This is a genomic window from Streptomyces sp. NPDC007346, from assembly GCF_040703535.1.
Lineage (GTDB): Bacteria > Actinomycetota > Actinomycetes > Streptomycetales > Streptomycetaceae > Streptomyces.
The window spans coordinates 20,956-45,926 of record NZ_JBEYKR010000045.1 but is presented as its reverse complement, the minus strand read 5'-3'; the positions used below and the strand labels follow the sequence as shown (position 1 = coordinate 45,926).

The window sequence follows — 24,971 nt, the reverse complement described above, 5'->3', positions numbered from 1 at the left end:
GGGGGGGCCGGGTTCTCCTGCCCCCCCGGGCCCCCCGGGGCCACCGGGTCGCCGGGCCGCCGGACCACCGGACCACCCGGCCGCCGGACCACCCGGCCACCGGGAAGCGGCGTCACCGGGGCCGTGGGGAAGGACGCCTAGAACACCACCAGGGCGCGACCGCCCTTGCCCGCGATCATGTTGTCGAAGGCGGCGGGGATGCCGTCCAGGGCGATCCGTTCGGTGACCATCATCGACAGGTCGAAGCGGCCCGCGCGGATGTGGTCGGCCAGGGCCGGCAGGTCGCGGGCCGGGTCGCTGTTGCCGTAGACGCAGCCCGTCAGGGACCGGCCCCAGTGGAAGATCTCCAGGGCGTTGAAGGTGACCTCCTGGTCCTTGCCGCCGATCCCGACGACCGTCGCACGCCCGCCGCGCCGGGTGGACTCCCAGGCGGCCCGGATGGTCGCGGGCCGGCCGACGCACTCCACGGCGACGTCCGTTCCCTGGCCGCCGGTGAGCTTGCGGATCTCGCGCGGGGTGGTGGCGGAGGCGACGACGTAGTCGGTCGCCCCCGCCTGCCGGGCCAGCTGCTCCTTGGCCGGGGAGACGTCGACCGCGATGATCCGGGAGGCGCCCGCGATCCGGGCCGCCTGGAGCACCGCGAGGCCGACGCCGCCGATCCCGAAGACCACGACGCTCTCGCCCTCGCGGACCCCGGCGCTGTGGTGGATCGCCCCGTAGCCGGTCAGGACCGCGCAGCCGAGGAGGGCGGCGTCGGTGAGCGGGATGCCGTCGGGGGCCGGGAGCACGCAGTTGGCGGCGACGACGGTCTCCTGCGCGAAGGCCGCCACGTTCAGGCCCGGGTGGAGGTCGGTGCCGTCCGCCGTACGGGCGTGGAGGTTGGCCATCCCCTTCAGGGCGTCGGCGCAGAGCCAGACCTCGCCGATCCCGCAGTGGAAGCAGGCCCCGCAGGAGGGGGCCCAGTTGAGCACCACGCCGTCGCCGGGGGCGACATGGGTGACGCCCTCGCCGACCGCCAGGACCGTACCGGCGCCCTCGTGTCCGAGGACGGCGGGCACCGGGACGCGCATGGTGCCGTTGGTGAGGGAGAGGTCGGAGTGGCAGACCCCGGCCGCGGCGAGTGCGATGCGCACCTGGCCGGGGCCGGGCTCCGGCAGGACGATGTCGGTGATCTCCAGCGGAGCTCCGACGGCGGGCAGTACGGCGGCGCGGACCACGAACAGGCTCCTAGGGTTCTTCGGGCGGCCGGCTCAGGAGGTGCGAAGCGGCCGGGACGTGAGTGGTTCGGGACTGCGGGGACGCAAGCGGTTCAGAACTGGAGCGACTTGGTCTGGAGGTACTCCGCCAGACCGTGCGGGCCCAGCTCGCGCCCCACCCCCGACTGCTTGTAACCGCCGAAGGGGGCCAGCGGGTTGAACCGCCCGCCGTTGATGTCGACCTGCCCGGTGTCCATCCGGCGGGCGAAGACCACCGCCTGCTCGTCGTCGGCGGCCCACACGGCTCCCGCGAGCCCGTACACGGTGTCGTTGGCGATCTGGAGGGCCTCGTCCACGTCCGCGTAACGGAGGATCGAGACCACCGGGCCGAAGATCTCCTCGCGGGCGATGGTCATGTCCGGGGTGACGTCGGCGAAGACGGTGGGGCTGACGTAGTAGCCCGTCTCCAGGGGGGCCTCGGGGCCTCCGGCGACCAGCCGGGCGCCCTCCTCGACCCCCTTCTCGATGTAGCCGCGCACCCGGGCCCGCTGCTCGGCGTTGACGAGCGGACCGACCCGCTCGCCGGGTACGTACTTGGCGACGGCGGCCCGAGCGATCGTCACGGCCTCCTCGTACCGCTCGTCGTCGACCAGCATCCGGGTCCAGGCGCTGCACGTCTGACCGGAGTTGGTCATCACGTTGGCGATGCCCACGTTGACCGCCTTGGCCAGGTCGGCGCCGGGCAGGATCACGTTGGCGGACTTGCCGCCGAGTTCGAGCGCGACGCGCTTGACCGCTCCTCCGGCAGTGGCGCCGATCCGCCTGCCCACGGCGGTCGATCCGGTGAACGAGACCAGGTCGACGTCCTCGTGCTCGGCGAGCGCCTGACCGGCGACCGGGCCGAGGCCGGTGACGAGGTTGAAGACCCCGGCGGGCAGCCCGGCGGCCTCGGTGGCCTCGGCGAAGAGCTGGGCGGTGAGCGGGGTGTCCTCGGCCGGCTTGAGGACGACCGTGCAGCCGGCGGCGAGCGCGGGGGCGACCTTGGCGACGATCTGGTGGAGCGGGTAGTTCCAGGGGGTGATCGCGCCGACGACCCCGACCGGCTCCAGCAGCACGGTGGAGTTGCCGATCCTCTCCTCGAAGGCGTACGAGGCGGCCAGTTCGGCGTACGAGGCGGCGACCAGGACGGGGACGGCCGCGTGGACCATCTGCGAGAGCGGCAGCGGCGAGCCCAGCTCGGCCGTGATGGTCTCGGCCAGCTCGTCCTTGCGGGCGGCCAGTGCGTCGCTCAGGGCGGAGAGCCGGGCGGCGCGCTCGGCGGGCGGGGTGGCGGCCCAGCCGGGGAACGCGGCGCGCGCGGCCCGGACCGCCGCGTCGACGTCCTCGGCCGTGCCCGCCGGCACGTGGCCGATGAGCTGCTCGTCGGCCGGGTTCACGACCGCGATCGTGTCCTGGCCGGCGGCGGGCCGCCACGCGCCGCCGATGTACATCTGGTCATGGGCCTTCATGGCTGTTTCCTCCCGGACAAACTGTGCGGAGCGCCGAAGCGAAGCCGTACGGCGGGCACGGGGCACCGTCGCACCCGCCCAAACTAGCGCTGTTAGTTTTCTGGCGCCAGGGAGCTCCCGGAGACACCGGTCACGCCGGTCACGCCGGTCACGCCTACGGGAGGGCGGCGCGGCCCGTGGTCAGTTGTCCAGTCCGGGCACATCCCGCGGCAGCGGGCAGATGCGGCGGCCGTAGTGGTCGAAGACGTACAGGTGGGCCAGGTCGACCAGCAGCGGCACCTGGCCGCCGGTGCGCAGCCGCATGTCGGGGCCGGTGCGGACCACCAGGTCGCCGGAGACGACGGAGGGCCGGTCCGGGGTGCGGACCGCCGCCGGGTCCGGGGCGGGTTCGTCGAGGGTGACGACGGGGCCGCTGATCCGTGCCCCGGCCCGCCCCTTCAGCCGCTCCAGGACACCGAGGGCACCGAGACCTCCCTGGCCGCCGGGCCCGCCGCCGGGACGGCCCGCGGCGGCCTTGCGGCGCCGGGGCATGGCCCGCGGCCGGGCCGATTCGAGGTCCGGGACGACGGCGGCCCGGGAGCCGGTGGCGAGGTGGACCAGCGCCTCGTGGCCCTGGTACTCGACGTGCTCGACGATCCCGCTGAGCGCCACCTCACCGGGGCGGGCCTGGCTCGGCGGGGCGATCCGGACCGCCTCCGAGCGCAGCCCCACGATGATCCGGCGGCCCTGCTGGATGCGGAGCAACTGGTGGTCGGGGCTGAGGGGTTCGGGAAGGGCGAGCCGCTGGCGGCCGAGGTCGATGGACATCCGCCCCTCCAGCGGGGCGTGGACCACGGCCTGGAGGAGGTTGATCCGCGGGGTGCCGATGAACGCGGCCACGAAGACGTTGTCGGGCAGCGCGTAGACCTCCCGGGGCGGGCTGACCTGTTGCAGGACACCGCCGCGCATCACCGCCACCCGGTCGCCCAGCGACATCGCCTCGGCCTGGTCGTGCGTCACGTAGACGGTGGTGACGCCGAGTTCCCGGGTGAGCAGGGCGATCTCGGCGCGCAGGTGGTTGCGGAGCTTGGCGTCCAGGTTGGAGAGCGGTTCGTCCATCAGGAAGACCGAGGGCCTGCGGGAGATGGCCCGGCCCATCGCCACGCGCTGGCGCTCCCCGCCGGAGAGCTGGCCCGGGAAGCGGTCGAGTACGTGCTCGATGCCGAGCATCCGGGCGGTGGCCTCGATCCGCGCGGTGTTGTCCTCGCGCGGGTTCTCCAGCCTCAGCGGGAAGCCGATGTTGGCGCGGTTGGTCATGCTCGGGTACAGCGCGAAGTTCTGGAACACCATGGCCATCCGCCGTTCGCGCGGCGGGATGTGGTTGGCGAACTCGCCGTCGAGCAGCAGCTCGCCCTCGCTGATCTCCTCGAGGCCCGCGATCATGCGCAGCACGGTCGACTTGCCGCAGCCGGAGGGGCCGAGCAGCACGACGAACTCGCCGGGGTCGATGGAGAGCGTGAACCGGTCGACGGCACGCCGGTCCCGGCCGTAGCTCTTGCTGACATGGTGCAGGGAGATGGCGCGCGTCATGAAGGTCCGCCCGGGATGAAGGTGTGCGTCGCGGTGGGGAGCGGCTGTGGAGGGAAGTTAGCCCACCGGGCGGGGTGTGGGAATGACTCGCGCGAAGGTTGGGACGTACGGGGACGGGCGGGACGGGTGTGTCAGGAGTGGTTCCGGTTCAAGCCGAGGACGGTCAGCGCGGGGTCACCGTCACCGGGATGGCGTTGAGTACGGCCGTACCGGAGAGCGGGTCCAGGAGGGCGCCGTCGAGCAGCTGGTTCACGTTCGCCCCGGGGTGGGCGGCGGCGACCGCCATCCGGGTCCCGGGGCGGCTGTGGCCCCAGCCGTGCGGGAGGCTCACCACCCCGCTGCGTACGGTGTCGGTGATCTCGGCGGGGGCCTCGATCCCGCCGCCCGCCGACTCGATCCGGACGGTGGCCCCGTCCACCAGTCCGAGCCGGGCCGCGTCGTCGGGGTGGATCTGGAGGGTGCAGACGTTGGAGCCGCCGGTGAGCGATCCGACGTTGTGCATCCAGCTGTTGTTGGAGCGCAGATGGCGGCGGCCGACGAGGACGAGCGGGGCGGGCCTCTCGCCCAGCGCCCGGCGCAGGCGCGGCAGGTCGGCGGCGATCGGGGCGGGGAGCAGTTCGACGCGGCCGGAGCGGGTGCGCAGGACCTCCGGGATGCGGGGCTTCAGCGGGCCGAGGTCGATGCCGTGCGGGTGGGCGAGGAGTTCCTCCAGCGTCAGACCGTACGGGCCGAGCCGCAGCGCGAGGTCGAGGCGGCGTTCGGGTCCGCTCCGACCGGTCAGCTCGCCGGCCAGCTCCTGCGGGGCACCGGCCCGGGTGAGCGCGGTGGAGACGGCCCGGTCGTCGACGTCGGAGGGCGGGGCGCCGTGCCTCCCGCTCACCGCGAGGATCAGCCGGGCGTGGATCTCGCTCTCGTCCATCCGCCCGTCCTCCAGCGGCATCGGCGCCCGGGTGTAGCGGACCTGGTTGCGCACGGCGAAGGAGTTGAGCGCGAAGTCGAAGTGGGCGCTCTGCGACGGTGGCGGCGGGGGCAGTACGACGTCCGCGTGGCGGGAGGTCTCGTTCAGGTACGGGTCGACGCTGACCATGAAGTCGAGCCGGCCGGCGAGGGCCGCGTCGAGCCGGTCGCCGTCGGGCGCGGAGAGGACCGGGTTGGCGGCGAGCACGACCAGGGCGCGGATGCGGCCCTCGCCCGGCGTCTCGATCTCCTCGGCCAGGGCGGCGGTGGGGAGTTCCCCCTTGGCCTCGGGGTGGCCGGAGACCCGGCTCGCCCAGCGGCCGAGGGCGAAGCCCTTGCCGGGGGCGGCGGGGCGGGGTGCGCGGGCCGTCGCGGAGAGGGGGAACAGCGCGCCGCCGGGGCGGTCGAGGTTGCCGGTGAGGATGTTGAGGACGTCGACCAGCCAGCTGGCGAGGGTGCCGTGCTCGACGGTGCAGCTGCCGATCCGCCCGTAGACGGCGGCGGTGGGGGCGGCGGCCAGTTCCCGGGCGAGGGCGGTGATGGTGGCCGCGTCCACGTCGCAGGCGGCGGCGACCGCGTCCGGGGTGAAGTCGGCCAGGGCCGAGGCGAGTTCGTCCGTCCCCGCCAGGTGCTCGGCGAGCGGGCCGGGGTCGGCGAGCTTCTCCTGGAGCAGGACGTGGGCCATCGCGGCGAGCAGCAGCGCGTCGGCCCCCGGCCGGATCGCCACGTGCCGGTCGGCGAGGCGGGCGGTACGGGTGCGGCGCGGGTCGATGACGGTGAGGGTGCCACCGCGCCGGCGCAGCGCCTTGAGGCGGCCGGGGAAGTCGGGCGCGGTGCAGAGGCTGCCGTTGGACTCCAGCGGGTTGGCGCCGATGAGGAGGAGGTGGTCGGTGCGGTCGAGGTCCGGTACGGGGATGGCGTTGGCGTCCCCGAACAGCAGCCCGCTGGAGACGTGTTTGGGCATCTGGTCCAGGGTGCTCGCCGTGAAGACGTTGCGGGTGCGCAGGGCGGCGAGCAGCAGGGGCGGGTAGAGGGAGCCCGCCATGGTGTGGACGTTGGGGTTGCCGAGCACCACCCCGACGGCCTGCGGGCCGTGGGCCTCGGCCAGGGCCGGTATGCGGGCGGCGATCCGGTCGAACGCCTCGCTCCAGGTCGCCTCCCGCAGCTCCCCGTCCTCACCCCGCACGAGCGGACCGCGCAGCCGGTCGGGGTCGGCGTCCAGGCCTCCGAAGGACGCCCCCTTGGGGCAGACGAAGCCCCGGCTGAAGATGTCGTCGCGGTCGCCGCGCGCCCCGGTGACGGTGGTGCCCTCGATGGTGAGGGTGAGGCCGCAGGTGGCCTCGCAGAGGGGGCAGATACGCGGTGCGGTACGGGAGTGGTGGGACATGGGCCCTCCCCGGGGCGACGGCGGTGACGGCGGTGACGGCACGCGGATGTGGACCGGGCCGACGAGCGGCCCGGCACGGCGAGCATACCGACCGGTACGCATGGTGGGGAGGTGCTGGAGGCCGGGCACGTGGCGCCCGCCCCCGCCCGGAGCCCCGCCCCCTCGCCGCCCTCAGTCCAGGATCTGCGCGAGGTACGCCCGTACCAGCGTCCGCGTCTCGGCGACGATCGCCGGATCCCCCGACGGGTCCGTACGGAAGGCGAGCTGGAGCAGCGCGTCGGCGGCCTCGACGCTCACCAGGATGGCCCGCGGCAGCTCCGGACCGGGGGTGCGGCCGAGGTGTCCGGCGATGAGCTCGGTGAGCCGGCCCGCCAGGCGGCGGTTGGCGTCGTCCGCCGCGTCCTCGGCGGGCGACGGGGGCCCGAAGTCGACCAGGGCGAAGCCGGGCACGGTCCGCTTCATCGCCAGGTACTCGTCCAGCACCGCGTCGATGGCCCCGCGCCAGTCCTCGGCGGGGAGGGTGTCGAACCGCTCGGTGATGCGCTCGGCGTAGAGCTCCAGGTTGCGCAGCGCGAGGGCCTCGACGAGCGCCCGCTTGTTGGAGAAGAAGCGGTAGACGGAACCGATGGGCACCCCGGCGCGCAGGGCGACGTCGCGGGTGGAGAGCTGCTCGTAACCGATCTCGTCGAGCAGTCCGGCGCAGGCGTCGAGTATCCGGGCGAGCCGGTCGGCACTGCGCTGCTGCACGGGGGCGCGGCGGAGGTTCGGGTTCGGGTGGGACACGGCCCCCATGATGCCGTGGGCCCCCGGAGGGGTGGCGCGCCCCTCCCACCCGGGCCGCCGGGCAGGCCTTCCGGGCGCCCGCGCGCCCCTCGCACACCCGGTCGGACGCCCCGCCGTCCCCCGAATGGCGTGATCCATGCCGTTGACGCGCCCGCTTCCTATTCCTACGGTGTCCCATAGGATTCGTTGTCCGGCGGATCCGAGGGCTTCATGGGCACCGGGAGTGCGGGATGAGCGGCATCGACCAGGCGAGGAAGACGGCGGAGGGGCTGACGTACTCCTCCGGTTTCGGCAACGAGCACAGCTCGGAGGCGGTTGCGGGGGCGCTGCCGCACGGCCGCAACTCACCCCAGCGCGCCCCCCTCGGCCTCTACGCGGAGCAGCTGAGCGGCTCCGCCTTCACCGAGCCCCGCGCCGACAACCGCCGCTCCTGGCTCTACCGGATCCGCCCCTCCGCCGTACACCCGGCCTTCACCCGGACCGACAACGGCAATCTGCGGACGGCGCCGTTCACCGAGAGCGTGCCGGACCCGAACCGGCTCCGCTGGAACCCTCTCCCCGCCCCCGCGCCCGGCACGGACTTCGTCAGCGGGCTGTGGACCCTGGGCGGCAACGGTGACGCCGCCCAGCGCACCGGCATGGCGGTGCACCTCTACCACGCCAACTCTTCCATGGTGGACCGGGTGTTCAGCGACTCCGACGGCGAGCTGCTGATCGTCCCGGAGCACGGCGGGCTGCTGCTCCGCACCGAGCTGGGCCTGCTGCGCGCCGAACCGGGCCACGTCGCGCTGATCCCGCGGGGCGTCCGCTTCCGGGTGGAGCTGCTGGAGGAGACCGCACGCGGGTACGTCTGCGAGAACTACGGCCGCCCGTTCGCGCTCCCGGACCTGGGGCCGATCGGCGCCAACGGCCTGGCGCACGCCCGGGACTTCCTGGCGCCCGTCGCCGCGTACGAGGACGAGGACCGGCCGGTGGAGGTGGTCAACAAGTTCTGCGGGAACCTCTGGACGGCCACGTACGGCCACTCCCCGCTCGACGTCGTCGCCTGGTACGGCACCCACGCCCCGTACGTCTACGACCTGCGCCGGTTCAACGTCATCGGCTCGATCAGCTACGACCACCCCGACCCCTCGATCTTCACCGTGCTGACCTCCCCGTCCGACACCCCCGGCCTGGCCGGTGTCGACTTCGTCGTCTTCGCCCCGCGCTGGCTGGTCGGCGAGGACACCTTCCGGCCGCCGTACTTCCACCGGAACGTGATGAGCGAGTACATGGGGCTGATCGACGGCGCGTACGACGCGAAGGCCGACGGCTTCGTCCCCGGCGGCGGCTCGCTGCACAACATGATGTCGGCCCATGGACCGGACCGTGAGACCTTCGACCGGGCGAGCGCGGCGGAGCTGAAGCCGCAGAAGATCGAGAACGGGCTGGCCTTCATGTTCGAGACCCGCTGGCCCATCATCGCGACCCCGCAGGCGGCCGGCGCCGACCACCTGCAGCGCGGCTACGACGACGTGTGGCAGGGTCTGAGCCGCAACTTCCGGCCGTAGGAACAGGCCAGGCGGCCGGAGGTGCCCGGAGCACGGGACGGGGACGACGTGACAGAGAGCCATGAGACGACGACCGGGGCGGGGACGGGCGGGGGCGCGGACGCCGGCGCGGGGTCCGGGAGCACGGACCCCGAGGCGGAGTCCCAGGGCTCGGACGCCGGGGCGGGCGGGCGCGCGGACGCGGGCACCGGGGACGCGGGCGCCGGGGGCGAGGCGAGCCCGGCGGGCCGGCCGCACCCGCCCGCCTTCGCCCCCGACTCGCTCGTCCTCAACCGGAAGCTGCCGCTCTGGTACCAGGTCTCCCAGTCGCTGCGGGCCTCCATACTCGGCCGCCCGCAGGACGCCTCCCCCCGGCTGCCCACCGAGGAGCAGCTCGCCGCCCACTACGGGGTCAGCGTGCTCACGATGCGCCAGGCCCTCAAGGAGCTGGAGACGGAGGGGCTGATCAGCCGGCACCGGCGGCGCGGCACGTTCATCGAGCCGCGCGCCCGGCGGGTCTCCCCGGTCCGGCTGCTGGGCTCGGTCGACGCGATCGTCGCCCAGCAGTCCGGGGAGGCGACGACGGTTCTCGGCCACGGCGCGATGCCGGTGCCGGGCGATCTCGCCGAGTTCTTCCCGGACTGCGGCGAGGTGGTCAGCTACCGGCGGCTGCGCCGCGACGGCGAGAGCGACGAGCCGACCAACTGGGCCGAGAACGCGGTGCGTTCCGACATCGCCGCCCGGATCGACGTGGCCGACCTCGAACGCTGGCCGATGACCAAGGTGCTGCGCGATGTCGTCGGGGTCACGATCTCCCGGATCACCGACACGGTGGAGGCCCGGCTCGCCGACCCGGTCACCGCCGAACTCCTCCAGGTGCCGCTGCTCAGCCCGATCCTGCACTACACGGGCGTGACGTACGACGAGGAGGGGCGCGTCGTGGATGTGGCCCGGATCCGCTACCGGGGCGACCGGTTCTCGTTCTCCGTGACGGTGGAGGCCCACTGACCGGGCCCCCGGGGCGCCCGGCCCGCCGTTACGATGCGAACGGTTCACGGCGGACAGGGTCGGCGGAGAGCGGACTGGGGAGGACGGCTCGGTGGCAGCGCGCAGGACGGCGGCGACGGCAGCGTCCGGGTCGGGCGAGGACGCGAGGACCGTGCCGCTGGACGAGCTGATGCCGTGGTCGGTACGGCCGCTGAGAACCGGCCGCTCCTGGGTGAGCGGCCCCGACCCCGCCGCGCTCCGGGCCCGCTGGGAACGGCTGGCCGCCGCCGAGGGCGCCGAGCAGGAGCGGCTGTTCTGCCCGAGCCGCTCCCGTACACCGCACACACCGGTCGCGGCGCTGCCCGGCCGCTCCCCGGGCACGGGCCGCTCCACCGACACGGGCCGTGCCACCGGCACAAGCAGCCCCACCGGCGTCGGCATCGGCATCGGCGGCCCCACCGGCACGGACAGCTCCCCGGGCACGGGCCGCTTCGCCCGTGAGCCGGGTGTCTGCCCCGATCCCGTACGGATCGCGCACGGCCCGTTCGACGAGCAGTGGCTGCTCCCCGACCACCGGCTGATCGACGCGGCCCGCCCGGAGCTGTGGCGGGTCGGCGACGAGCGGCAGCTCTTCGTGGTCGAACACGGTTACGTGCCCCGGGCCGCCGGGCCCGCCCTGTCGGTGACCCACCTGCTCCCCGACGGGCACTCCCCCGCCGGACGTCCGGGCCGGATCCGGCCGCTGTACCGGCGGCCCGGCGCCACCGACCCCAACCTGGCACCGGGGCTCCTGGACGTGCTGCGCGCACGGCTGGGACCGGAGGTGGACCCCGCATCCGTACTGGCCTGGATCCTGGCCGCCGCCCTGCCCTCCCCGTCCGGCTGCCGGGTCCCGCTGCCCGCCGACGCCGAGGTGTGGACGGCCGGGGTGGAGCTCGGCCGGGAGCTGCTGCGGCTCCAGCTGCGCGGGGCCCGGGGCGGGGAGCGGCCCCGGCTGCCGGGCGGCCGCAGGCCGTATGTGCGGGCGGCACTCCCGGTCCGCCCGGCCGGGATCGCGTACGACGCGGAGGCCGAGGCCCTGCTCATCGGCGATGGCCGGATCTCGCCGGTGCCCGCAGGGGCCTGGGCCTTCACGGTGAGCGGTGTACGGGTGCTGGAGCTCTGGTTCGGGCGCCGGGTGGCGGCCGCGGTGGGCGCGGTTCCCGAGGGGGCGGACGCGGACGGGCTCGATGCGGTCGGGGCGCGCGGGTGGACCCCGGAGTGGACCTCGGAGCTGCTGGAGCTCATCTCCGTACTGGCGCTCCTGGACGGTCTGCGCCCCCGGCAGGAGGCGTTGCGGGCCCGGCTGGAGGGGGCGCCCCTGATCTCCCGGGACGAGCTGCGGGCGGCCGGGGTGCTGCCGGTCCCGGCCTCCGTACGGCGCCCCGCCTCGGTCCTCGGCCACCAGGAGGAGGGTCCGGAGGGGCAGTTCGCACTGCTGTGAGGGCGGCGGCCCCCTGCCGCGAAGGTGGCGAGGTGGCGAAGTGGCGAGTTCGCGAGGCGGCGAAAGGGCGAGGTCGCGAGGCCGCGAGGTGGCGAAGTGGCGAGGCCGCGAGGTGGCGAAAGGGCCGGTCGGCAGGGTAAGCACGGGCCATGAGCACTCAGCCGCGCCCGCCACTGGCCCCTCTCCCCCTCGACGGCATCACCGTGGTGGCCGTCGAGCAGGCGGTGGCGGCCCCCTTCGCCACGCGCCAGCTCGCCGACCTCGGGGCCAGGGTGATCAAGGTGGAGCGCCCCGACGGCGGCGACTTCGCGCGCGGATACGACACGGCCGCGCGCGGACTCGCCTCGCACTTCGTCTGGTGCAACCGGGGCAAGGAGTCCCTGGCGGTCGACCTGAAGGACCCGCGCGGTCTGGCGGTGGTACGTGAACTGGTCGCCGGCGCCGATGTGTTCGTACAGAACCTGGCCCAGGGCGCGGCGGCCCGGCTCGGGCTGGACGCCGCCACGCTCTGCGCGGCGCACCCGCGGCTGGTGGCCGTGGACATCTCCGGCTACGGGGAGAGCGGACCGTACGCGCACAAGCGGGCCTACGACATGCTCGTGCAGTGCGAAGCGGGCCTGGTCTCCGTCACCGGGACCGCCGAGCAGCCGGTGAAGGCGGGCGTTCCGGCGGCGGACATCGCGGCGGCGATGTACGCGTTCTCCGGGGTGCTGGCGGCGCTGCTGCGGAGGGGAACGACCGGGCGGGGCGGGCCGGTGGAGGTCTCCATGCTGGACGCGCTGGCCGAGTGGATGGGGCATCCGCTGCACCAGGGGATGCACGGGGCCCCTCCCCCGCCGCGTACGGGGCTCGCGCATTCGGTGATCGCTCCGTACGACGCCTACGGCACGGCCGACGGTCAGCAGGTGCTGCTCTCCGTGCAGAACGACCGGGAGTGGCGCCGGCTCGCCGAACAGGTGCTCGGTCTCCCCGAGTTGGCCGCCGATCCGGCCTTCGCGACGAACACCGCGCGCACCGCGAACCGGAAGCGGACCGACGAGGTGGTGGGGCGGGCGCTGGCGCGGCTGACGGGTCAGGAGGCGCTGGACGCGCTGGAGGCGGCGGGCATCGCGTGTGCCCGGCTGAACACGGTGGCCGATGTGGCGGCCCATCCGCAGCTGGCGGCGCGGGGCCGGTGGCGGGAAGTGGGGTCACCGGTCGGGCCGTTGCGGGCGTTGCTGCCGCCGATCACGCTGCCGGGCGGGGCGGAGCCTCGGATGGGTGCCGTACCGGCGCTGGGTGAACACACCGATGCGCTGCTGCGAGCCCTGGGGATGACGGACGAGCAGGCAGCGGTGCTGCGCCGGGACGGGGTGATCGCCTGAGCCGCCCCTGCGGCGGGAGGCCCCGAGCGGTAGGGCCGCCCCGAGCGGTGGGCCGGCCCGGTGGTCGACGTGGCGTCGGTCAGTGGCGGCTACCGAAGAGCGAACGCCGCAGTCGCCGCAGCGGCGCGAAGAGCGACACACGGGCGCTCCGGCTCCGGCGGGTGCGCGCGGCATCACGCGAGGTCAGCTCACGCATCAGCAGCGTCGCTTCCGCCGACTCGCGCTGCGGGACGACAGGGCCGCCGAGCACCGCGAGATGGCGGTCCAGGCGCGTACTCGTCGCACCGCTTCCGCATGTGATGGCAGGCACTCGCGGCCTGCTCCGCGCCGTTATCTGTTCCATGTCACTCCCCACCCGTACGAGGGCACCCGGTCCGGGCAGGTTAACCCTATCGCCCCACGGTGACACACGGGTATCCCGCCCACCGGATCGAGCACACACTTACGGAGGTTGACGACCAGTTGCCGAATCCGCCCGATTCCAGGGCGACTTCGGACAGTTCGGATGGGTTGTTCGACGGAACGGGAGGCCCCGGCGGCCGGGGCCTCCCGCCCGGTGGGATGAGTTGTAGACCAACTCGCCTGTCAGGCCGCCGAGTTGAAGACAGGCAGATATCCGCCCGACTGTCCGGCGGCGGTCGGGTGGTAGGACTCACCGATGTTGAGCCAGTTCACGCTGTGCAACCAGGAGTTGCTCGAGCAGATCTCATGTCCGGTGAAGGCCGGCCTGACGTCACCGAAGGTGAAGCCGTGGTCGGCGGCGCGCTTGGCGGTGGCGGTGTTCAGGTGGTCGGAGGCGCCGTTGATGGCGGAGCGCTCGGCCTCACTGAGGCCCGCCAGGCAGCCGCCGCCGAGCTGGTAGAAGCGGGGGTAGCCGAGGACGACGACCCGGGCGGAGGGGGCCTTGGCCTTGATGGCGGCGTACACGGAGTCGAGCCGGGCGGGCAGGGTCGAGTCCACGTAGGCGCGGGCCGTGGCGACCCGGTTGAGGCAGGTGGCCTCGGACTGCAGGACACAGGTCGTCATGACGTCGGCGAAGCCCGCGTCGTTGCCGCCGATGGAGATCGAGACGAGGTCGGTGGAGGCGTTCAGCTGGCCGAGCTGACCGCTCGTGACGTCGTTGGTCCGGGCACCGGAGCAGGCGGCGAAGTGGAACGAGGCGGGGGAGTTGGCGGCGGCCCAGAGGGCTGGGAAGGCGCGGCTGCTGCGCTTGCAGCTGGAGCCGTCGTAGCTGCCCGCCCCGACGCCGGAGGAGTACGAGTCGCCGAGGGCGACGTAGTCGACGGCCTTGACGGAGGAGTCGGCGTTCGCGATCCCCGCACCGGTCAGGGCGAGGGCGGCACCGAGCAGGAGCGAGGACGAGAATGCCACGAGTCTGGACATTTTCATGGGGGGACTCCTTGAGCAGGGGATATCTGCGTTACTCCGTAGTAGCAGTGCGCCCGGCTCATTGGAAGTGTTCATGCCAAAAATAGGTGGTGAGTGCTTCTTCCCGCCCCCAGGAGTTCAACGGGCGCTCCTTGACGCGCCGGTGGCGTCGCGTCACCTCCGGCGCGTACGACGTGTGCGGCGGGCACGGGGCGTGGACGGCGGGCACGGCGGGTACGGGGGGGGTGGACGGCGGGTACCGGGGGGGTGGACGGCGCACCCGCACCGCGTACGGAGCCGGCGTGCCGGGCCGCCGTACGACCTGCCCGGCGTCCGGCCCGGCCGGGCAGGTGAAACCTGGGTGCGCGGGGTGCCCCCGTGCCGGATCATGGGCGCCATGCCAGCCAACCCTGAGTCCGCTCTGCCGATCCGGCTCACCGTCGACGACAGCGACTCCCCCTCCGACGTCGTCGACGCGCTCTTCCTCGGCCGCTTCGCGACGGGCGAGCAGCCGTACTCCCACAGCTCCTCCCTCGACCGGGTCAAGGCCGGGGCGACCCTGCTGCCCCCGCACGCCTCGGTGCTGCGGGCCGCCCGTGACGACGACCGCAGCGCCACGCTGGCCGAGGGCGACGGCTGGACCCTGCTGATCTCGCGGTGGAACCGGGGCGCGGACGTCACGGTCACCGCGACCAGCGCCGAGCTGGCGGAGAAGGTCCTCGGGCAGGCGACCGACGGCGCCCAGGACGAACCGGAGCCGCAGCCCGACAACGTGACCATGGGCTTCTGGTACGTCTCCCCGCGCCGCGGCCCCTACCGCACCACCCGGCGGATCACCGCCGGGAGCTGGGACGAGGTCCGCCCCAACTACACCGCCCCGGTGGCCGATGCCATGGAGCGGCTGATGAAGATCACCCCGGACGACATCGCGGGCCGGCTGCTCCTGCTGCACGGGCCGCCGGGCACCGGCAAGACGTCCGCGCTGCGCACCCTGGCCCGCTCGTGGCGCGACTGGTGCCAGGTCGACTGCGTGCTGGACCCGGAGCGGCTCTTCAACGACGTCGGCTATCTGATGGACATCGCGATCGGTGAGGACGACGGCACGGCGAAGGGCCGGTGGCGGCTGCTGCTCCTGGAGGACTGCGACGAGCTGATCCGGGGCGAGGCCAAGCACACGGCGGGCCAGGCCCTGTCCCGGCTGCTGAACCTGACGGACGGACTGCTCGGCCAGGGCCGGAACGTGCTGGTGGGGGTCACCACCAACGAGGACCTGGAGCGGCTGCACCCGGCGGTCGTCCGGCCGGGCCGCTGCCTGGCCCGGATCGAGGTGGGCCCGCTGACCCGCCAGGAGTCGGTGGCCTGGCTGGGTACGGAGGAGGGCGTGAGCCGGGAGGGCAGCTCGCTCGCCGAGCTGTACGCGCTGCGCCGGGGCATCGGCCCCGCGTCGGTGCCGAAGCAGGACGCGGGGGCGGACGCGGGGTTGTATCTGTAACGCCGGTGGGGCGGCGCCGGTGGGGGTGACGCCTGTCGGGTCGGCACGAGCCCGGTGAGCACAGGCCGAGTCAGCACAGGCCGAGTCAGCGCGCGTACGCGGCCCGTACCGCGTCCTGGGCGAGCGACAGCGCCCGGTCCCGGGGCAGCCCGAGCCGCTGGGCGGCCTCCGCGTAACCCTGCGCCGCTGCGGCGGCCTTCTGCTCGGCCGCTCCCCCGGCGGCCGCGACGAAGGTGCCGTTGCGCCCCCGGGTCTCGATCACGCCGTCGGCCTCCAGCGCACGGTAGGCCTTGGCCACGGTGTTGGCGGCGAGGCCCAGCTCCTCGGCGAAGCCGCGTACGGTCGGAAGCCGGTGGCCGACCGGGAGCACGCCGGAACGGGCCTGTTCGGAGAGCTGGGCGCGCAGTTGCTCGTACGGGGCGACGCCGGAGTCCGGGTCCAGGACGATCTTCTCAGTCACGGGCTTCTCAGTCACGGGCCGATTGTCCCCCACGGGTGCGCCGACGGCGGGAAAAAAGGGGAGGCGGCCGTGGCGGGGCCACGCGTAACCTCCGCCGCATGACAGTGATTGTGCGTGACTTCCGGCCGTCCGACGCCGAGGCGTGGACCCGCGTCCGGCGGGCGGTGGTGCCCTACTTGGTGTCCACGCCCGAGCAGGTCACCCACGATCTGGCCCATGCCCATCCGGACCGGCACCACCGGCTGCTGGTGGCCGAGCGGGACGGCGAGATCATCGGCACCGCGCAGGCCGGCATCGCCCACGACAGCACGGAGGCCGGGCAGGGTTCCGTCACCCCGCACGTCCTGCCCGGCCACACCGGCCACGGGGCGGGCTCGCTGCTGCTGAGCACGGCGGAGGAGCATCTGGCGCAGGCGGGGGCCGCCGTCGTCCACGCCTGGGTGCTGGATGCTCCGCAGAGCCTGGAGTTCGCCCGCGCCCGGGGCTACCGGCCCGGCCGCTCCGCCCACTTCCAGCACCTGGAGCTGGCGGGCGGCACCCTCCCGCCGCTCCGGAACCCTCCGGCGGGCGTCGAGCTGAGGTCGGGGGCCGACTTCGCCGACGATCCCCGGCCGCTCTTCGACGCGGACGCCGAGGTGACGCTGGACGAGCCGAGCGACATCCCCACCGAGCTGGACGACTACGAGGACTGGCTGGCGAACACCTGGCGCCACCCGGCCTTCGACGCCGCTCTGACCACCGTGGTCCTGGTGGGCGGTCAGGTGGCGGCGTTCAGCGCGGCCGGCACCGACGGGAACCGGACGTACTCCAGCAACATGACCGGCACCCTGCGAGCCTTCCGGGGACGGGGTCTGGCGAAGCTGGCGAAGAACGACTCGCTGCACCGGGCGCGGGCGGCCGGTTACACGGACGCCTACACCGCCAACGACACGGGCAACGGCCCGATGCTGGCCATCAACAAGTGGTTCGGCTACACCATCTGCGCAACGGAGGTCCGCCATGTCCGCACCCTCGGCTGAGTCCCGGCCGCCCCGCTCCGAGGGCCTGGTCGTCGCCCTGACCAAAGCGGGCCGCACCAAGATCAGGTATCCGGCGGAGCTGGTCCGTGACGACGGCACCCGGGTCACCGTCCAGGCACCGTGGGCCGCGCCCGGGGCGCGGGACTTCGGCTTCGTCCGGTTCGAGCCCGGCGATGTCTTCACCGAGCACTACTGGCGGGACCGGTGGTTCGCGGTGAAGGAGGTCCGTACCGGTGACGGCGAGCTGAAGGGCTGGTACTGCGACATCACCCGGCCCGCGGTCCTGGCCGACGGGGTGCTGGCGGTCGAGGACCTGGACCTGGACCTGTGGGTGTCGGCGGACGGCTCCTCCGTACTGCGGCTCGACGAGGACGAGTTCGAGGCGAGCGGCCTGGCCGCACGCGACCCCGAGGCGGCCGGATCGGCGGCCCGCGCCCTGGACGAGCTGGAACGGCTGGCCCGGACGGAGGGGCTGACGGGCCTGCTGGGCTGACCAGCCGGTCCGCCTCACCCCGCGAAGGCGGCCTCAGGACGGAGGACGGACGCGGAGGCCTCCTCAGGGACGGGCCGCGAAGACCGCCTCAGGGACGCGGCTCGGACCTCGCGACCAGCTCCACCTCGTACCCCGCCCCGTCCTCCAGATAGGCGGCGCAGTGCCCCTCGCCGCCGGCGTACGGGTGACGGTCGGGGTGGAGCAGGCGCCAGCCGTACGAAGGGGCCTCGGCCGTCAGGGAGTCCAGCGTGGCCCGGTCCGCGACATGGAACGCCAGGTGGTTGAGGCCGGGGCGGTGGCGGTCGTGGTGGTCGGCGGAGAGGTCGGGCGACTGCTCGACGACCACGTAGCTCTCGCCGCGCCGCCAGCTGCGGCCGTCCGCCCAGCGCTGGTACGGGAGATGGCCGAGCCGGGTCAGCAGCCAGCCCCAGCTCCGCTCCGCACCCGCCAGATCGGGCACCCACAGCTCGATGTGGTGCACCCGGCCGGTCCGCTCCGTGGCGGGCGGCAGCGCCACGGCCCGGCGCGGGCCCTCCGGCCGGTGGGCGATCGGGTCGCCGTCCTCGTGCCAGTGGATCATGAAGTGCTCGCCCGACCGGTAACCGTCCAGGCCCGCACGGCAGTACGCGACCATGTCGTCCGGCAGGGCGTCCAGCGGGAACCAGCCCAGCTCGGAGCACTTCTCCGGCTCCGCGTTGCGCGGCGGGCGCTCCTCGTCGTACTCCGCGACGAAGAACCACCCCATCCGCGCCCCGCCCCCGGGCCCCCGGTGCTGCATCACGAGGGCGACCCGCACCTCCTCCGGATTCAGGACGACTCCGATCTCCTCCGCGGCCTCCCGGATCATCGCCTCGCGGACGTCCTCACCGTCCTCCGCGTGGCCGGAGGGCAGGTTCAACAGCCCGTCCGCGTACCCCGTGTCGGCACGGCGGGCGAGCAGGACGTCCGGGCCCCGGCGCAGGATCAGGTGGACGTCGACGACCTCGGTGTGCCGGTGGGGCGGCTCCGCGCGGGCCACCAGGGCGTACCGCTCGTCGTCGACCTCCTTGCCCCACAGCCGCGCGTCACCGGCCAGGTCCTCGTGGTGGACGCGCTCGGTGTGCGGGGCGAGCAGGGTGGTGATCCGGGCGGCGGAGAGGCCGACCCCGCCCCACACCCCTTCGATCAGCACCAGCCGCCCGCCCGGCTTCAGCAGACCGAACCAGTGCGCCAGGGCCGCCGCCGGGTCGGGCAGCAGCCAGACGACGTGCCGGGCCACGATCACGTCGAACACCCGCTCCCCCACCGGGGGCCGGGCCGCGTCCCCGACCAGGACCTCCGCCCCGGTCCCGGCGAGCTTGGCGCGGGCCTGCTCGGCCATCCTGGGCGACCGGTCGACGGCGGTGACCAGGTGGCCCTGGCCGGCGGCGAGCAGCGAGAGGCTGCCCGTGCCGCACCCCAGGTCCAGCACATCGCTGCGGGTGGCGGGCAGCCAGCTCTCCAGCCGCCCGGCCCACGCGTCGCGCACAGCGGGGTCCAGAAGCCCGTGGTCGGGCTCGTTGTCGAAGGAGTCGGCCGCTGCGTCCCAGTCGATCGTGGTCATGCTGTCGATGGTCTCAGCCACCACTGACAGCCCCGGATCCCCCCGGCCGCATCACGGTGTGCCGCCGGCGCACCGCTCCTCCCAGGTGGACCGCACGAGCGCGTGGGCGCGCCGGAAGCGGTGGTCCGGATTCTCTGCGAGGTCGACGGGGGCCTGGAGCGTCACGGCACGGCTGTCCTGGCGTATGAGCTGGATGAAGGTGCGGGCGCTGGGCCCCATCCCCGTCTGCACGGTGGTAACGGCCCGTACCTCCTCCCACCGGCACAGCCGCCGGTTGGGCCAGACCCCGGTGGTGACCCCGTCGTCGTCGATACGGGTCCCCCCGGCGGACTTGCGCCACGAGTGCACCGCCCCCACCAGCACCGGCAGACAGACGAGCGCCGCCACCCACATCGGCAGGGCGGCATCGCCGCCCGCCCCCATGTACAGGGCGGTCAGAGCGTAGGTCACCGCCCACCCTCCGGCGATCCACCGCCACAACCTGCGCTGACCGGGCAGCACGGTGTACTCCAGCGGCAGCCTCTCGCCCTGCGCCGCCGTCTCCTGCTCACCCCAACGGTTCGTCATCCCCGGCCCCCGCCCCCGTAACGCGCTCAGCGCTCTTCGCCTGCTGCCGAGTATCACGCACCGGAGTGGCGGCGAGCCAGGAACGCGGGCGGGGGGAATCGGCCTTGAGTGCCGTGTGAGCGGTGCGTTCGGTCCCGGAAGCGTCGGCCGGCCCCCACCTCAGCGCCCTCTTAGCCCTTCCTTAAAGCGACCATAAGGATGCCCTCCACCCCGTCCCAGCAGGCTTTTTCGGCGTTTCGAGCGGCTAGCTTGCTGATCGCCGGGACGGATTCGCAACCGGCGCCCCACCGTTGTGCCGCTTTGAAGGAGAACCCTCCATGACCGCTCGCCGCAAGGCCGCCGGGGTCGTCGCCCTCGGCTTCGCACCGTTCGCGCTGGCCGGACTCACCGCCACTCCGGCGCTCGCCCACGGTTCGCTCAGCGACCCGGTGAGCCGGGTGTCCGCCTGCTTCGCGGAGGGGCCGGAGAGCCCGGTGTCGGCGGCGTGCAAGGCGGCGGTCGCGGCGGGCGGTACGCAGGCGCTGTACGACTGGAACGGGGTGAACATCGCCAACGCGGCGGGCAAGCACCGCGAGTTGATCCCGGACGGCAAGCTGTGCAGCGCGGCCAACGACAAGTTCCGGGGGCTCGACCTGCCGCGCGCCGACTGGCCCGCCTCCCCCGTGAAGGCGGGCAAGCACACCTTCAAGTTCCGTGCCACGGCCCCGCACAAGGGCTCCTTCGAGCTGTACCTGACCAAGCCGAGCTACGACCCGACGAAGCCGCTGGCCTGGTCGGACCTGGAGGCCAAGCCCTTCGCCGAGGCCACCGACCCGACGCTGGTGGACGGTTCGTACGTCTTCGACGGGACCATCCCGGACCGGGCGGGACGGCAGCTGATCTACACGGTGTGGCAGCGCTCCGACTCCCCCGAGGCGTTCTACGCCTGCTCCGACGTGGTCTTCGGCGGCGCGTCGGCGGGTACGGGCGGCGCGGCGGGCGAGGAAGCGGAGGGCGACAAGCCCGCTGGCGAGGCTCCCGAGGCCGATGCCGGCGCCGGTGCCGAAGCCCCCGCGCCGGCCCCCTCCGCCCCCTCCGAGGAGGCGATCACCAAGGGCGCCGAGAAGTCCTCCGTCGAGCACAACGGGCACGGCGACGACGACGCGAACACGGGCGCGAAGGTCAACACCGCCTCCCCCGCCTCCCCGGCCGCCGAGCCCGAGGCCGGCGCTCCCCAGGGCAACGCGCCGCAGGCCAACGGGGCCGGCCAGGACGACGTGCTGGCCGAGACCGGTGGTTCGTCCACCAGCACCTACCTCGCGATGGGCGGGGCCGCCGTGCTCGCCGTCGGCGCGGCCGTGCTGTTCTCCTCGCAGCGCCGCCGGGCCACCTCCACCGGCCGGCACAGCCGCTGACCCGCCTCCCGCCCCGGCTTCCCGGGGCGGGGCGCGGCCATGACACGGGCCGAGGCCACTGTCCGCCCCACCGGACAGCGGCCTCGGCCCGTCGTGCGGCGCGGATCGCAGGTCGTGCGTCGTACGTAGCGCGTCGTGCGTCGTACGTGGCGCGTCGTGCGTCGTACGTGGCGCGTCAGCCGATCACGGAGGAGCAGGTGGTCGGGGTGGCGCGCGCCGGGTCGAGGGCGTTGGCCACCTCGTGGAAGGCGATGCGGTCGATGGTCCCGATCGCCACGTGCTCGGACAGGTCCAGCGGGCACAGGTCCTGGAGCAGGACGTTGCGTACGTCCGGTCCGTCCAGGTACTGCGTGCGGTACGGGGTCACCACCTGGTCGTACTTGGTCGCGATGACGGTGTAGCGGACACCGGGGACCGTGTCACCACCCGCGGTGAGCTTGGTGATGAAGGGGGACCCCGCGACCTGGTCGGCGAGTCCAGGGGTCTTGTCGCTGATGAACTTCTCGACGCCGGGGAAGTACGGCAGCAGCTTGGTGAGGCCGAGCAGCGTGGTGCCGTGGTTGTCCGGCGCGAGGCCGATCAGGGCGTTGACCTTGGGTGCGCCGCCCAGGAACTTCAGGTAGTAGTTCGGCATCATGCCGCCCTGGGAGTGGCCGACGATGTCGGCCTTCGGCGCTCCGGTGGCGGCGAGCACCTTGTCCACGAACACGTCGAGCTGTTCGGCGGACTTGTCGATGGGGCCGAGGCCGTGGAAGAACGGCACGCCGGGGAGCTGGCCGTAGTCGAGGGAGAAGACGCAGTAGCCCCGGTTGACCAGGTAGGGGGCGAGGACCAGCCAGTTGTCGATCGAGTTCCCGAAGGTTCCGTGGACCAGGACGACGGGGCGGGGATGGGCGGCGGAGGGCTTGCAGGAGTAGTCGTTCCAGCCACGGGAGGTCGCCGCGGCGGCGGTGGGGGTGGCCGCGGTCGCGGTCGCCGTGGGGGCGACGAGGACCGTGACGGCGAGGAGCAGGGCGGCGAATACGCTGCGCGTGCGTGGGGTGCGCGCAGCACGGAACCAGGGCAGCATCGTGTGGTCTCCTTGCGGCTCAAGGGAGGTGCGATGGCGGTGCGCCCTGTGGCCCGGACCACAAGCTTTGTGTGCTCATGCCAAATTACGCACGAGTAAGGTTGTGAGGGAAGTTACGCGTCGGTAAAAACTGATGCGGCCTCACGGCAGGCCGGTTACCGAGGCGTCCGGCCTTGATCCGTCGGGCCCCCAGGGCGTCGACCGCACACCGATTCAGGCCGCAAGCCCCGCCGGCCTCACCACACCGGGCCCGCGCTCCGTTCAGGCCACGAGCCGACCCACTCCACCACGCCGGGCCCGCACACCACTCAGGCCGCAAGCCCCGCCGGCTTCACCGCACCGGGCCCGAACCTCTCCCGCAGCCGGTCCGCCACCTCCTCGATCCGGCGCGACCGTTCGTCCGCCGGGTCGAAGGTCAGCTGGCGGGAGGCCCGGCCGGCGTCGGCCAGCCCCTCCGCGCGCAGCGCGATCCCCCGCACCCGGGCCCGCTGGAGCCCGAAGGACTCGTGGATCCGGTAGACGAGCGCGGTGAGCGCGGCCGAGTGCGTGGTGGGCTCCCCCAGCGTCCGGCTCCGGGTCAGCGTCGCGTAGCCGGTCCGGTCCGCGTACCGCACCGAGACCGCGAGCGACCGGCACACCTGCCCCTCGCCCCGCAGCCGCGCCCCCAGCTCCTCGGTGAGCGAGAGGAGGGCGCGGCGGTGCTGTGCGGGGGCCAGTTCGTCGCGCGGGAAGGAGCGTTCGGCGGCGATCGAGCGGGCGGCCGCGTTGGGGACGACCCGCGTACGGTCGATGCCCCGCGCCCGTTCCCACACCTCACGCCCGGTGCGTACGCCGATGACGCGCTGGAGGGTGGCCAGGGGTGCGGCGGCGATCCGGCCGACGGAGTCGAGCCCGTATCCGCACAGGGTGCGGGCCGTCGCGGCCCCCACGCCGTCCAGGGCGGCGGCCGGGAGCGGGGCGAGGAACGCCGCCTCCCCGCCCCGGTCCACCACGAAGGTGGTCCCGGGCGCCGCCCGCCGGGCCGCCATCCGGGCCACCATGGGGTTGTCCCCCGCCCCGATCGCGCAGTCCACGCCGTGCAGGGCGAGCGCCCGGACCCGGATCACCGAGGCCAGTCCCTGCGCGTCCCGCCCGAAGTAGCGCAGCGCGCCGCCCACATCGGTGAGCGCCCCGTCGGGCGGCACGGCCTCGACGACCGGGGTGAACGCGCCGAGCAGGGCGAGCAGTCCGGTGTAGCCGCCGCTGTCGGGGGGCCCGCCGGCGGTCCTGCGGAACCGCAGGTACAGGATGCCGGGGCTCTCTCCCCTGCCGTCGCTCATCCCGCGCTCCCCGGTGACTGGTGCCACAACTTCCTTCCGGTGGGCGTTCCTTCGCCGGGTGGCCGAAGGTCGGCCCAGGGGTTCATCTCGTAACCGGTCTCCATCCGTATACGACGCCCGGAGGACGCTTCCCACCGGAGACGCCCCGTCGGCGCACATCAGCGAAATCGCCGTCAGCGAGCACCACCTGCCCCGCAGCGAACGCAGATCGGGCACCGCGTCGAGGTGGGGGGCGCAAGTCGGCAACCCGACCGGATCCAGCAAACCCAACTTCACCAGGACAGCGGGCATAGGGGAAGATACGGCAGCAGGCGCACACCTGTTTCCGCTGAGATCCGCGAGGCCGACAAGAAGACGAGAGTGCTTTAATACATGGGTCGCAATGATTATTGCAGCTCGACTTCGAAGCGAGAGAGGTGCCCTTTGAGTAGGCTTCTGGACGCATGCGAAACGGTGGTCTCTCCCAGTTACCGCCTGTTCGGGCTGATTGATACGACTGTCGATACATATTCACCGGATGCCGATCGTTCAAAGTGGCTACTTTCCGCCCCTGGCATGGTCTATCTACAGGTTCCATCTCAGGTCATAAACGCAGTCGTAAGACTGGAGAGCTGGTCCACTCCCCCTCCGGAAAATAGCGCCAACTGGTTTGGCCGGGAAGAGGTAGAGGTGACTCTTCCCGGAGGTGATCTTGCCATGGAAACCATCGATGGCGGGGCACGACCAGTTCCTCTCGTCCTGCCCTCGCCCGGCCTGTACAAGATGCGGTGGCAGTGGATTTTCAACGGCACGAGAGGGCCTTTTACCTCTCCCGTGGGACCGTCGATCACCTTGCAGGTTCCGGCCGGGCAGGAAGAGAGACTGGACGGCAAAGATCAATACTGCCTCGTCCAGATCTGGCGGGTAGCTACGGGCACCAAAGTCTGAGGAAATAGCTGCGGGGCCGGCTCGATGAGTCGGCCCCGCAGCCGTCTGCTTCCGAAGTTGCTTTCGGATCAGTCGCCGATGACTAGTATGAAAGCGTCGTTGTTCAGGATCCGGTCGTTGTCGTACCAGGCTCCAAGGCGGCGTCCTGCTTCCTGGTTCTCAACTCGGTCGATGTACCGGACGGAAAATTCGTCGGTGTACTGAGCCCCTTCGTAATCTTTGCGTGCTGCGCCCTCGTAGGTGGAGGCCATGGGAAACTCGTCGCAGTCGAGTTCGTCATCCGGGCCAGGGCGACCCGGCATGGCGGGGCTGTTGCAGGTGGATGTCACTGTGCTGCGGTTGGCGTCGTAGCGAATCGACTCCAGCGCTCCGGCCCCCGGTACGAGACGGTGCATGGGGTGCAGCGCTTCTCCGCCGGGCAGATTCTTTCCGGACTTCGTCGGGAAGGTGCTGCCCGGGTTCTCCAGGGCGTCCCCGACGTGGTCGGCGACTGCGGCCACTCCGTAGTACGGCTCGAC

22 protein-coding genes are annotated in these 24,971 nt (G+C 73.1%); 9 read left to right on the top strand and 13 right to left on the bottom strand.

Features of this window, described 5'->3' with window-relative positions:
• Positions 1-137 precede the first annotated feature (137 nt).
• From AB0917_RS14585 to AB0917_RS14565, 5 genes are all read right to left on the bottom strand, one after another.
• Entirely contained in the window at positions 138-1,217 is a 1,080-nt protein-coding gene (locus AB0917_RS14585; protein ID WP_366819877.1) for a Zn-dependent alcohol dehydrogenase, read from the bottom strand.
• 92 nt (positions 1,218-1,309) lie between these two features.
• Entirely contained in the window at positions 1,310-2,704 is a 1,395-nt protein-coding gene (locus tag AB0917_RS14580; RefSeq protein ID WP_366819876.1) for an aldehyde dehydrogenase family protein, read from the bottom strand.
• Positions 2,705-2,884: 180 nt separating this feature from the next.
• The gene (locus tag AB0917_RS14575) at positions 2,885-4,273 is read right to left on the bottom strand and encodes an ABC transporter ATP-binding protein (RefSeq protein WP_366819874.1); all 1,389 of its coding nucleotides are present in this window, start codon (positions 4,271-4,273) and stop codon (positions 2,885-2,887) included.
• A 163-nt stretch (positions 4,274-4,436) separates the two neighbouring features.
• Positions 4,437-6,617, bottom strand: a complete 2,181-nt coding sequence (locus tag AB0917_RS14570; protein ID WP_366819873.1) for a molybdopterin-dependent oxidoreductase — start codon at positions 6,615-6,617, stop codon at positions 4,437-4,439.
• Between the two features lie 171 nt (positions 6,618-6,788).
• Positions 6,789-7,409 (bottom strand): TetR/AcrR family transcriptional regulator, encoded by a 621-nt coding sequence (locus tag AB0917_RS14565; protein ID WP_366819872.1) that lies wholly within the window; start codon positions 7,407-7,409, stop codon positions 6,789-6,791.
• Between the two features lie 221 nt (positions 7,410-7,630).
• Between AB0917_RS14565 and hmgA the strand changes: the two genes are divergently transcribed.
• The 4 genes from hmgA (at position 7,631) to AB0917_RS14545 (ending at position 12,763) form a co-directional block, all read left to right on the top strand.
• Positions 7,631-8,950 carry a homogentisate 1,2-dioxygenase gene (hmgA, locus tag AB0917_RS14560; RefSeq protein WP_366819871.1) on the top strand — a complete coding sequence of 440 codons (1,320 nt, stop codon included), beginning with the start codon at positions 7,631-7,633 and terminating at the stop codon, positions 8,948-8,950.
• Positions 8,951-8,998: 48 nt separating this feature from the next.
• Positions 8,999-9,937 carry a GntR family transcriptional regulator gene (locus AB0917_RS14555; protein ID WP_366819870.1) on the top strand — a complete coding sequence of 313 codons (939 nt, stop codon included), beginning with the start codon at positions 8,999-9,001 and terminating at the stop codon, positions 9,935-9,937.
• A gap of 91 nt (positions 9,938-10,028) precedes the next feature.
• On the top strand, positions 10,029-11,399 hold the full coding sequence (locus tag AB0917_RS14550; protein WP_366819869.1) for a type ISP restriction/modification enzyme: 1,371 nt from the start codon (positions 10,029-10,031) through the stop codon (positions 11,397-11,399).
• 149 nt (positions 11,400-11,548) lie between these two features.
• Entirely contained in the window at positions 11,549-12,763 is a 1,215-nt protein-coding gene (locus AB0917_RS14545; RefSeq protein ID WP_366819867.1) for a CaiB/BaiF CoA-transferase family protein, read from the top strand.
• A 79-nt stretch (positions 12,764-12,842) separates the two neighbouring features.
• Here the strand turns inward: AB0917_RS14545 and AB0917_RS14540 are convergent, their stop codons facing one another.
• A complete protein-coding gene (locus AB0917_RS14540) occupies positions 12,843-13,106 on the bottom strand; it encodes a hypothetical protein (RefSeq protein ID WP_366819865.1) in 264 nt (87 codons plus the stop codon).
• Positions 13,107-13,348: 242 nt separating this feature from the next.
• Positions 13,349-14,152, bottom strand: coding sequence for an SGNH/GDSL hydrolase family protein (locus tag AB0917_RS14535; protein WP_366819863.1), 804 nt, complete (start codon positions 14,150-14,152; stop codon positions 13,349-13,351).
• Between the two features lie 376 nt (positions 14,153-14,528).
• On the opposite strand from AB0917_RS14535, the gene AB0917_RS14530 reads away from it, so the two are divergent.
• Positions 14,529-15,623 (top strand): DUF5925 domain-containing protein, encoded by a 1,095-nt coding sequence (locus tag AB0917_RS14530; protein WP_366819862.1) that lies wholly within the window; start codon positions 14,529-14,531, stop codon positions 15,621-15,623.
• Between the two features lie 85 nt (positions 15,624-15,708).
• Here AB0917_RS14530 and AB0917_RS14525 read toward each other — a convergent pair whose 3' ends face one another.
• Positions 15,709-16,083: a GntR family transcriptional regulator gene (locus AB0917_RS14525; protein ID WP_366819879.1), complete on the bottom strand. Its 375-nt coding sequence runs from the start codon at positions 16,081-16,083 to the stop codon at positions 15,709-15,711.
• Between the two features lie 98 nt (positions 16,084-16,181).
• On the opposite strand from AB0917_RS14525, the gene AB0917_RS14520 reads away from it, so the two are divergent.
• A complete protein-coding gene (locus AB0917_RS14520) occupies positions 16,182-17,102 on the top strand; it encodes a GNAT family N-acetyltransferase (protein ID WP_366819861.1) in 921 nt (306 codons plus the stop codon).
• Positions 17,083-17,595, top strand: a complete 513-nt coding sequence (locus tag AB0917_RS14515; RefSeq protein WP_366819860.1) for a DUF402 domain-containing protein — start codon at positions 17,083-17,085, stop codon at positions 17,593-17,595. The genes AB0917_RS14520 and AB0917_RS14515 overlap by 20 nt, the downstream gene beginning before the upstream one ends.
• Positions 17,596-17,683: 88 nt before the next feature.
• Here the strand turns inward: AB0917_RS14515 and AB0917_RS14510 are convergent, their stop codons facing one another.
• Positions 17,684-19,177: a trifunctional class I SAM-dependent methyltransferase/NUDIX hydrolase/VOC family protein gene (locus AB0917_RS14510; RefSeq protein WP_366819858.1), complete on the bottom strand. Its 1,494-nt coding sequence runs from the start codon at positions 19,175-19,177 to the stop codon at positions 17,684-17,686.
• A 51-nt stretch (positions 19,178-19,228) separates the two neighbouring features.
• On the bottom strand, positions 19,229-19,744 hold the full coding sequence (locus AB0917_RS14505; RefSeq protein WP_366819856.1) for a hypothetical protein: 516 nt from the start codon (positions 19,742-19,744) through the stop codon (positions 19,229-19,231).
• A 317-nt stretch (positions 19,745-20,061) separates the two neighbouring features.
• On the opposite strand from AB0917_RS14505, the gene AB0917_RS14500 reads away from it, so the two are divergent.
• Complete coding sequence (locus AB0917_RS14500) at positions 20,062-21,138, top strand: lytic polysaccharide monooxygenase (protein ID WP_366819855.1); 1,077 nt, start codon at positions 20,062-20,064, stop codon at positions 21,136-21,138.
• A gap of 175 nt (positions 21,139-21,313) precedes the next feature.
• Here AB0917_RS14500 and AB0917_RS14495 read toward each other — a convergent pair whose 3' ends face one another.
• Positions 21,314-22,207, bottom strand: a complete 894-nt coding sequence (locus tag AB0917_RS14495) for an alpha/beta fold hydrolase (protein ID WP_366819854.1) — start codon at positions 22,205-22,207, stop codon at positions 21,314-21,316.
• 308 nt (positions 22,208-22,515) lie between these two features.
• Positions 22,516-23,526, bottom strand: coding sequence for a hypothetical protein (locus AB0917_RS14490; RefSeq protein ID WP_366819853.1), 1,011 nt, complete (start codon positions 23,524-23,526; stop codon positions 22,516-22,518).
• A gap of 696 nt (positions 23,527-24,222) precedes the next feature.
• Between AB0917_RS14490 and AB0917_RS14485 the strand changes: the two genes are divergently transcribed.
• Positions 24,223-24,453: a hypothetical protein gene (locus tag AB0917_RS14485; RefSeq protein ID WP_366819852.1), complete on the top strand. Its 231-nt coding sequence runs from the start codon at positions 24,223-24,225 to the stop codon at positions 24,451-24,453.
• Positions 24,454-24,521: 68 nt separating this feature from the next.
• Here AB0917_RS14485 and AB0917_RS14480 read toward each other — a convergent pair whose 3' ends face one another.
• The gene (locus AB0917_RS14480) at positions 24,522-24,953 is read right to left on the bottom strand and encodes a hypothetical protein (RefSeq protein WP_366819880.1); all 432 of its coding nucleotides are present in this window, start codon (positions 24,951-24,953) and stop codon (positions 24,522-24,524) included.
• Positions 24,954-24,971 lie beyond the last annotated feature (18 nt).

Coding starts and splice junctions, on each gene's coding strand:
- AB0917_RS14580 (WP_366819876.1), bottom strand. CDS start 2,704: ATGAAGGCCCATGACCAGATGTACATCGGCGGCGCGTGGCGGCCCGCC.
- AB0917_RS14575 (WP_366819874.1), bottom strand. CDS start 4,273: ATGACGCGCGCCATCTCCCTGCACCATGTCAGCAAGAGCTACGGCCGG.
- AB0917_RS14570 (WP_366819873.1), bottom strand. CDS start 6,617: ATGTCCCACCACTCCCGTACCGCACCGCGTATCTGCCCCCTCTGCGAG.
- AB0917_RS14565 (WP_366819872.1), bottom strand. CDS start 7,409: ATGGGGGCCGTGTCCCACCCGAACCCGAACCTCCGCCGCGCCCCCGTG.
- hmgA (WP_366819871.1), top strand. CDS start 7,631: ATGAGCGGCATCGACCAGGCGAGGAAGACGGCGGAGGGGCTGACGTAC.
- AB0917_RS14545 (WP_366819867.1), top strand. CDS start 11,549: ATGAGCACTCAGCCGCGCCCGCCACTGGCCCCTCTCCCCCTCGACGGC.
- AB0917_RS14540 (WP_366819865.1), bottom strand. CDS start 13,106: ATGGAACAGATAACGGCGCGGAGCAGGCCGCGAGTGCCTGCCATCACA.
- AB0917_RS14535 (WP_366819863.1), bottom strand. CDS start 14,152: ATGAAAATGTCCAGACTCGTGGCATTCTCGTCCTCGCTCCTGCTCGGT.
- AB0917_RS14530 (WP_366819862.1), top strand. CDS start 14,529: ATGCCAGCCAACCCTGAGTCCGCTCTGCCGATCCGGCTCACCGTCGAC.
- AB0917_RS14520 (WP_366819861.1), top strand. CDS start 16,182: ATGACAGTGATTGTGCGTGACTTCCGGCCGTCCGACGCCGAGGCGTGG.
- AB0917_RS14515 (WP_366819860.1), top strand. CDS start 17,083: ATGTCCGCACCCTCGGCTGAGTCCCGGCCGCCCCGCTCCGAGGGCCTG.
- AB0917_RS14510 (WP_366819858.1), bottom strand. CDS start 19,177: ATGACCACGATCGACTGGGACGCAGCGGCCGACTCCTTCGACAACGAG.
- AB0917_RS14505 (WP_366819856.1), bottom strand. CDS start 19,744: ATGACGAACCGTTGGGGTGAGCAGGAGACGGCGGCGCAGGGCGAGAGG.
- AB0917_RS14500 (WP_366819855.1), top strand. CDS start 20,062: ATGACCGCTCGCCGCAAGGCCGCCGGGGTCGTCGCCCTCGGCTTCGCA.
- AB0917_RS14495 (WP_366819854.1), bottom strand. CDS start 22,207: ATGCTGCCCTGGTTCCGTGCTGCGCGCACCCCACGCACGCGCAGCGTA.
- AB0917_RS14490 (WP_366819853.1), bottom strand. CDS start 23,526: ATGAGCGACGGCAGGGGAGAGAGCCCCGGCATCCTGTACCTGCGGTTC.
- AB0917_RS14485 (WP_366819852.1), top strand. CDS start 24,223: ATGGAAACCATCGATGGCGGGGCACGACCAGTTCCTCTCGTCCTGCCC.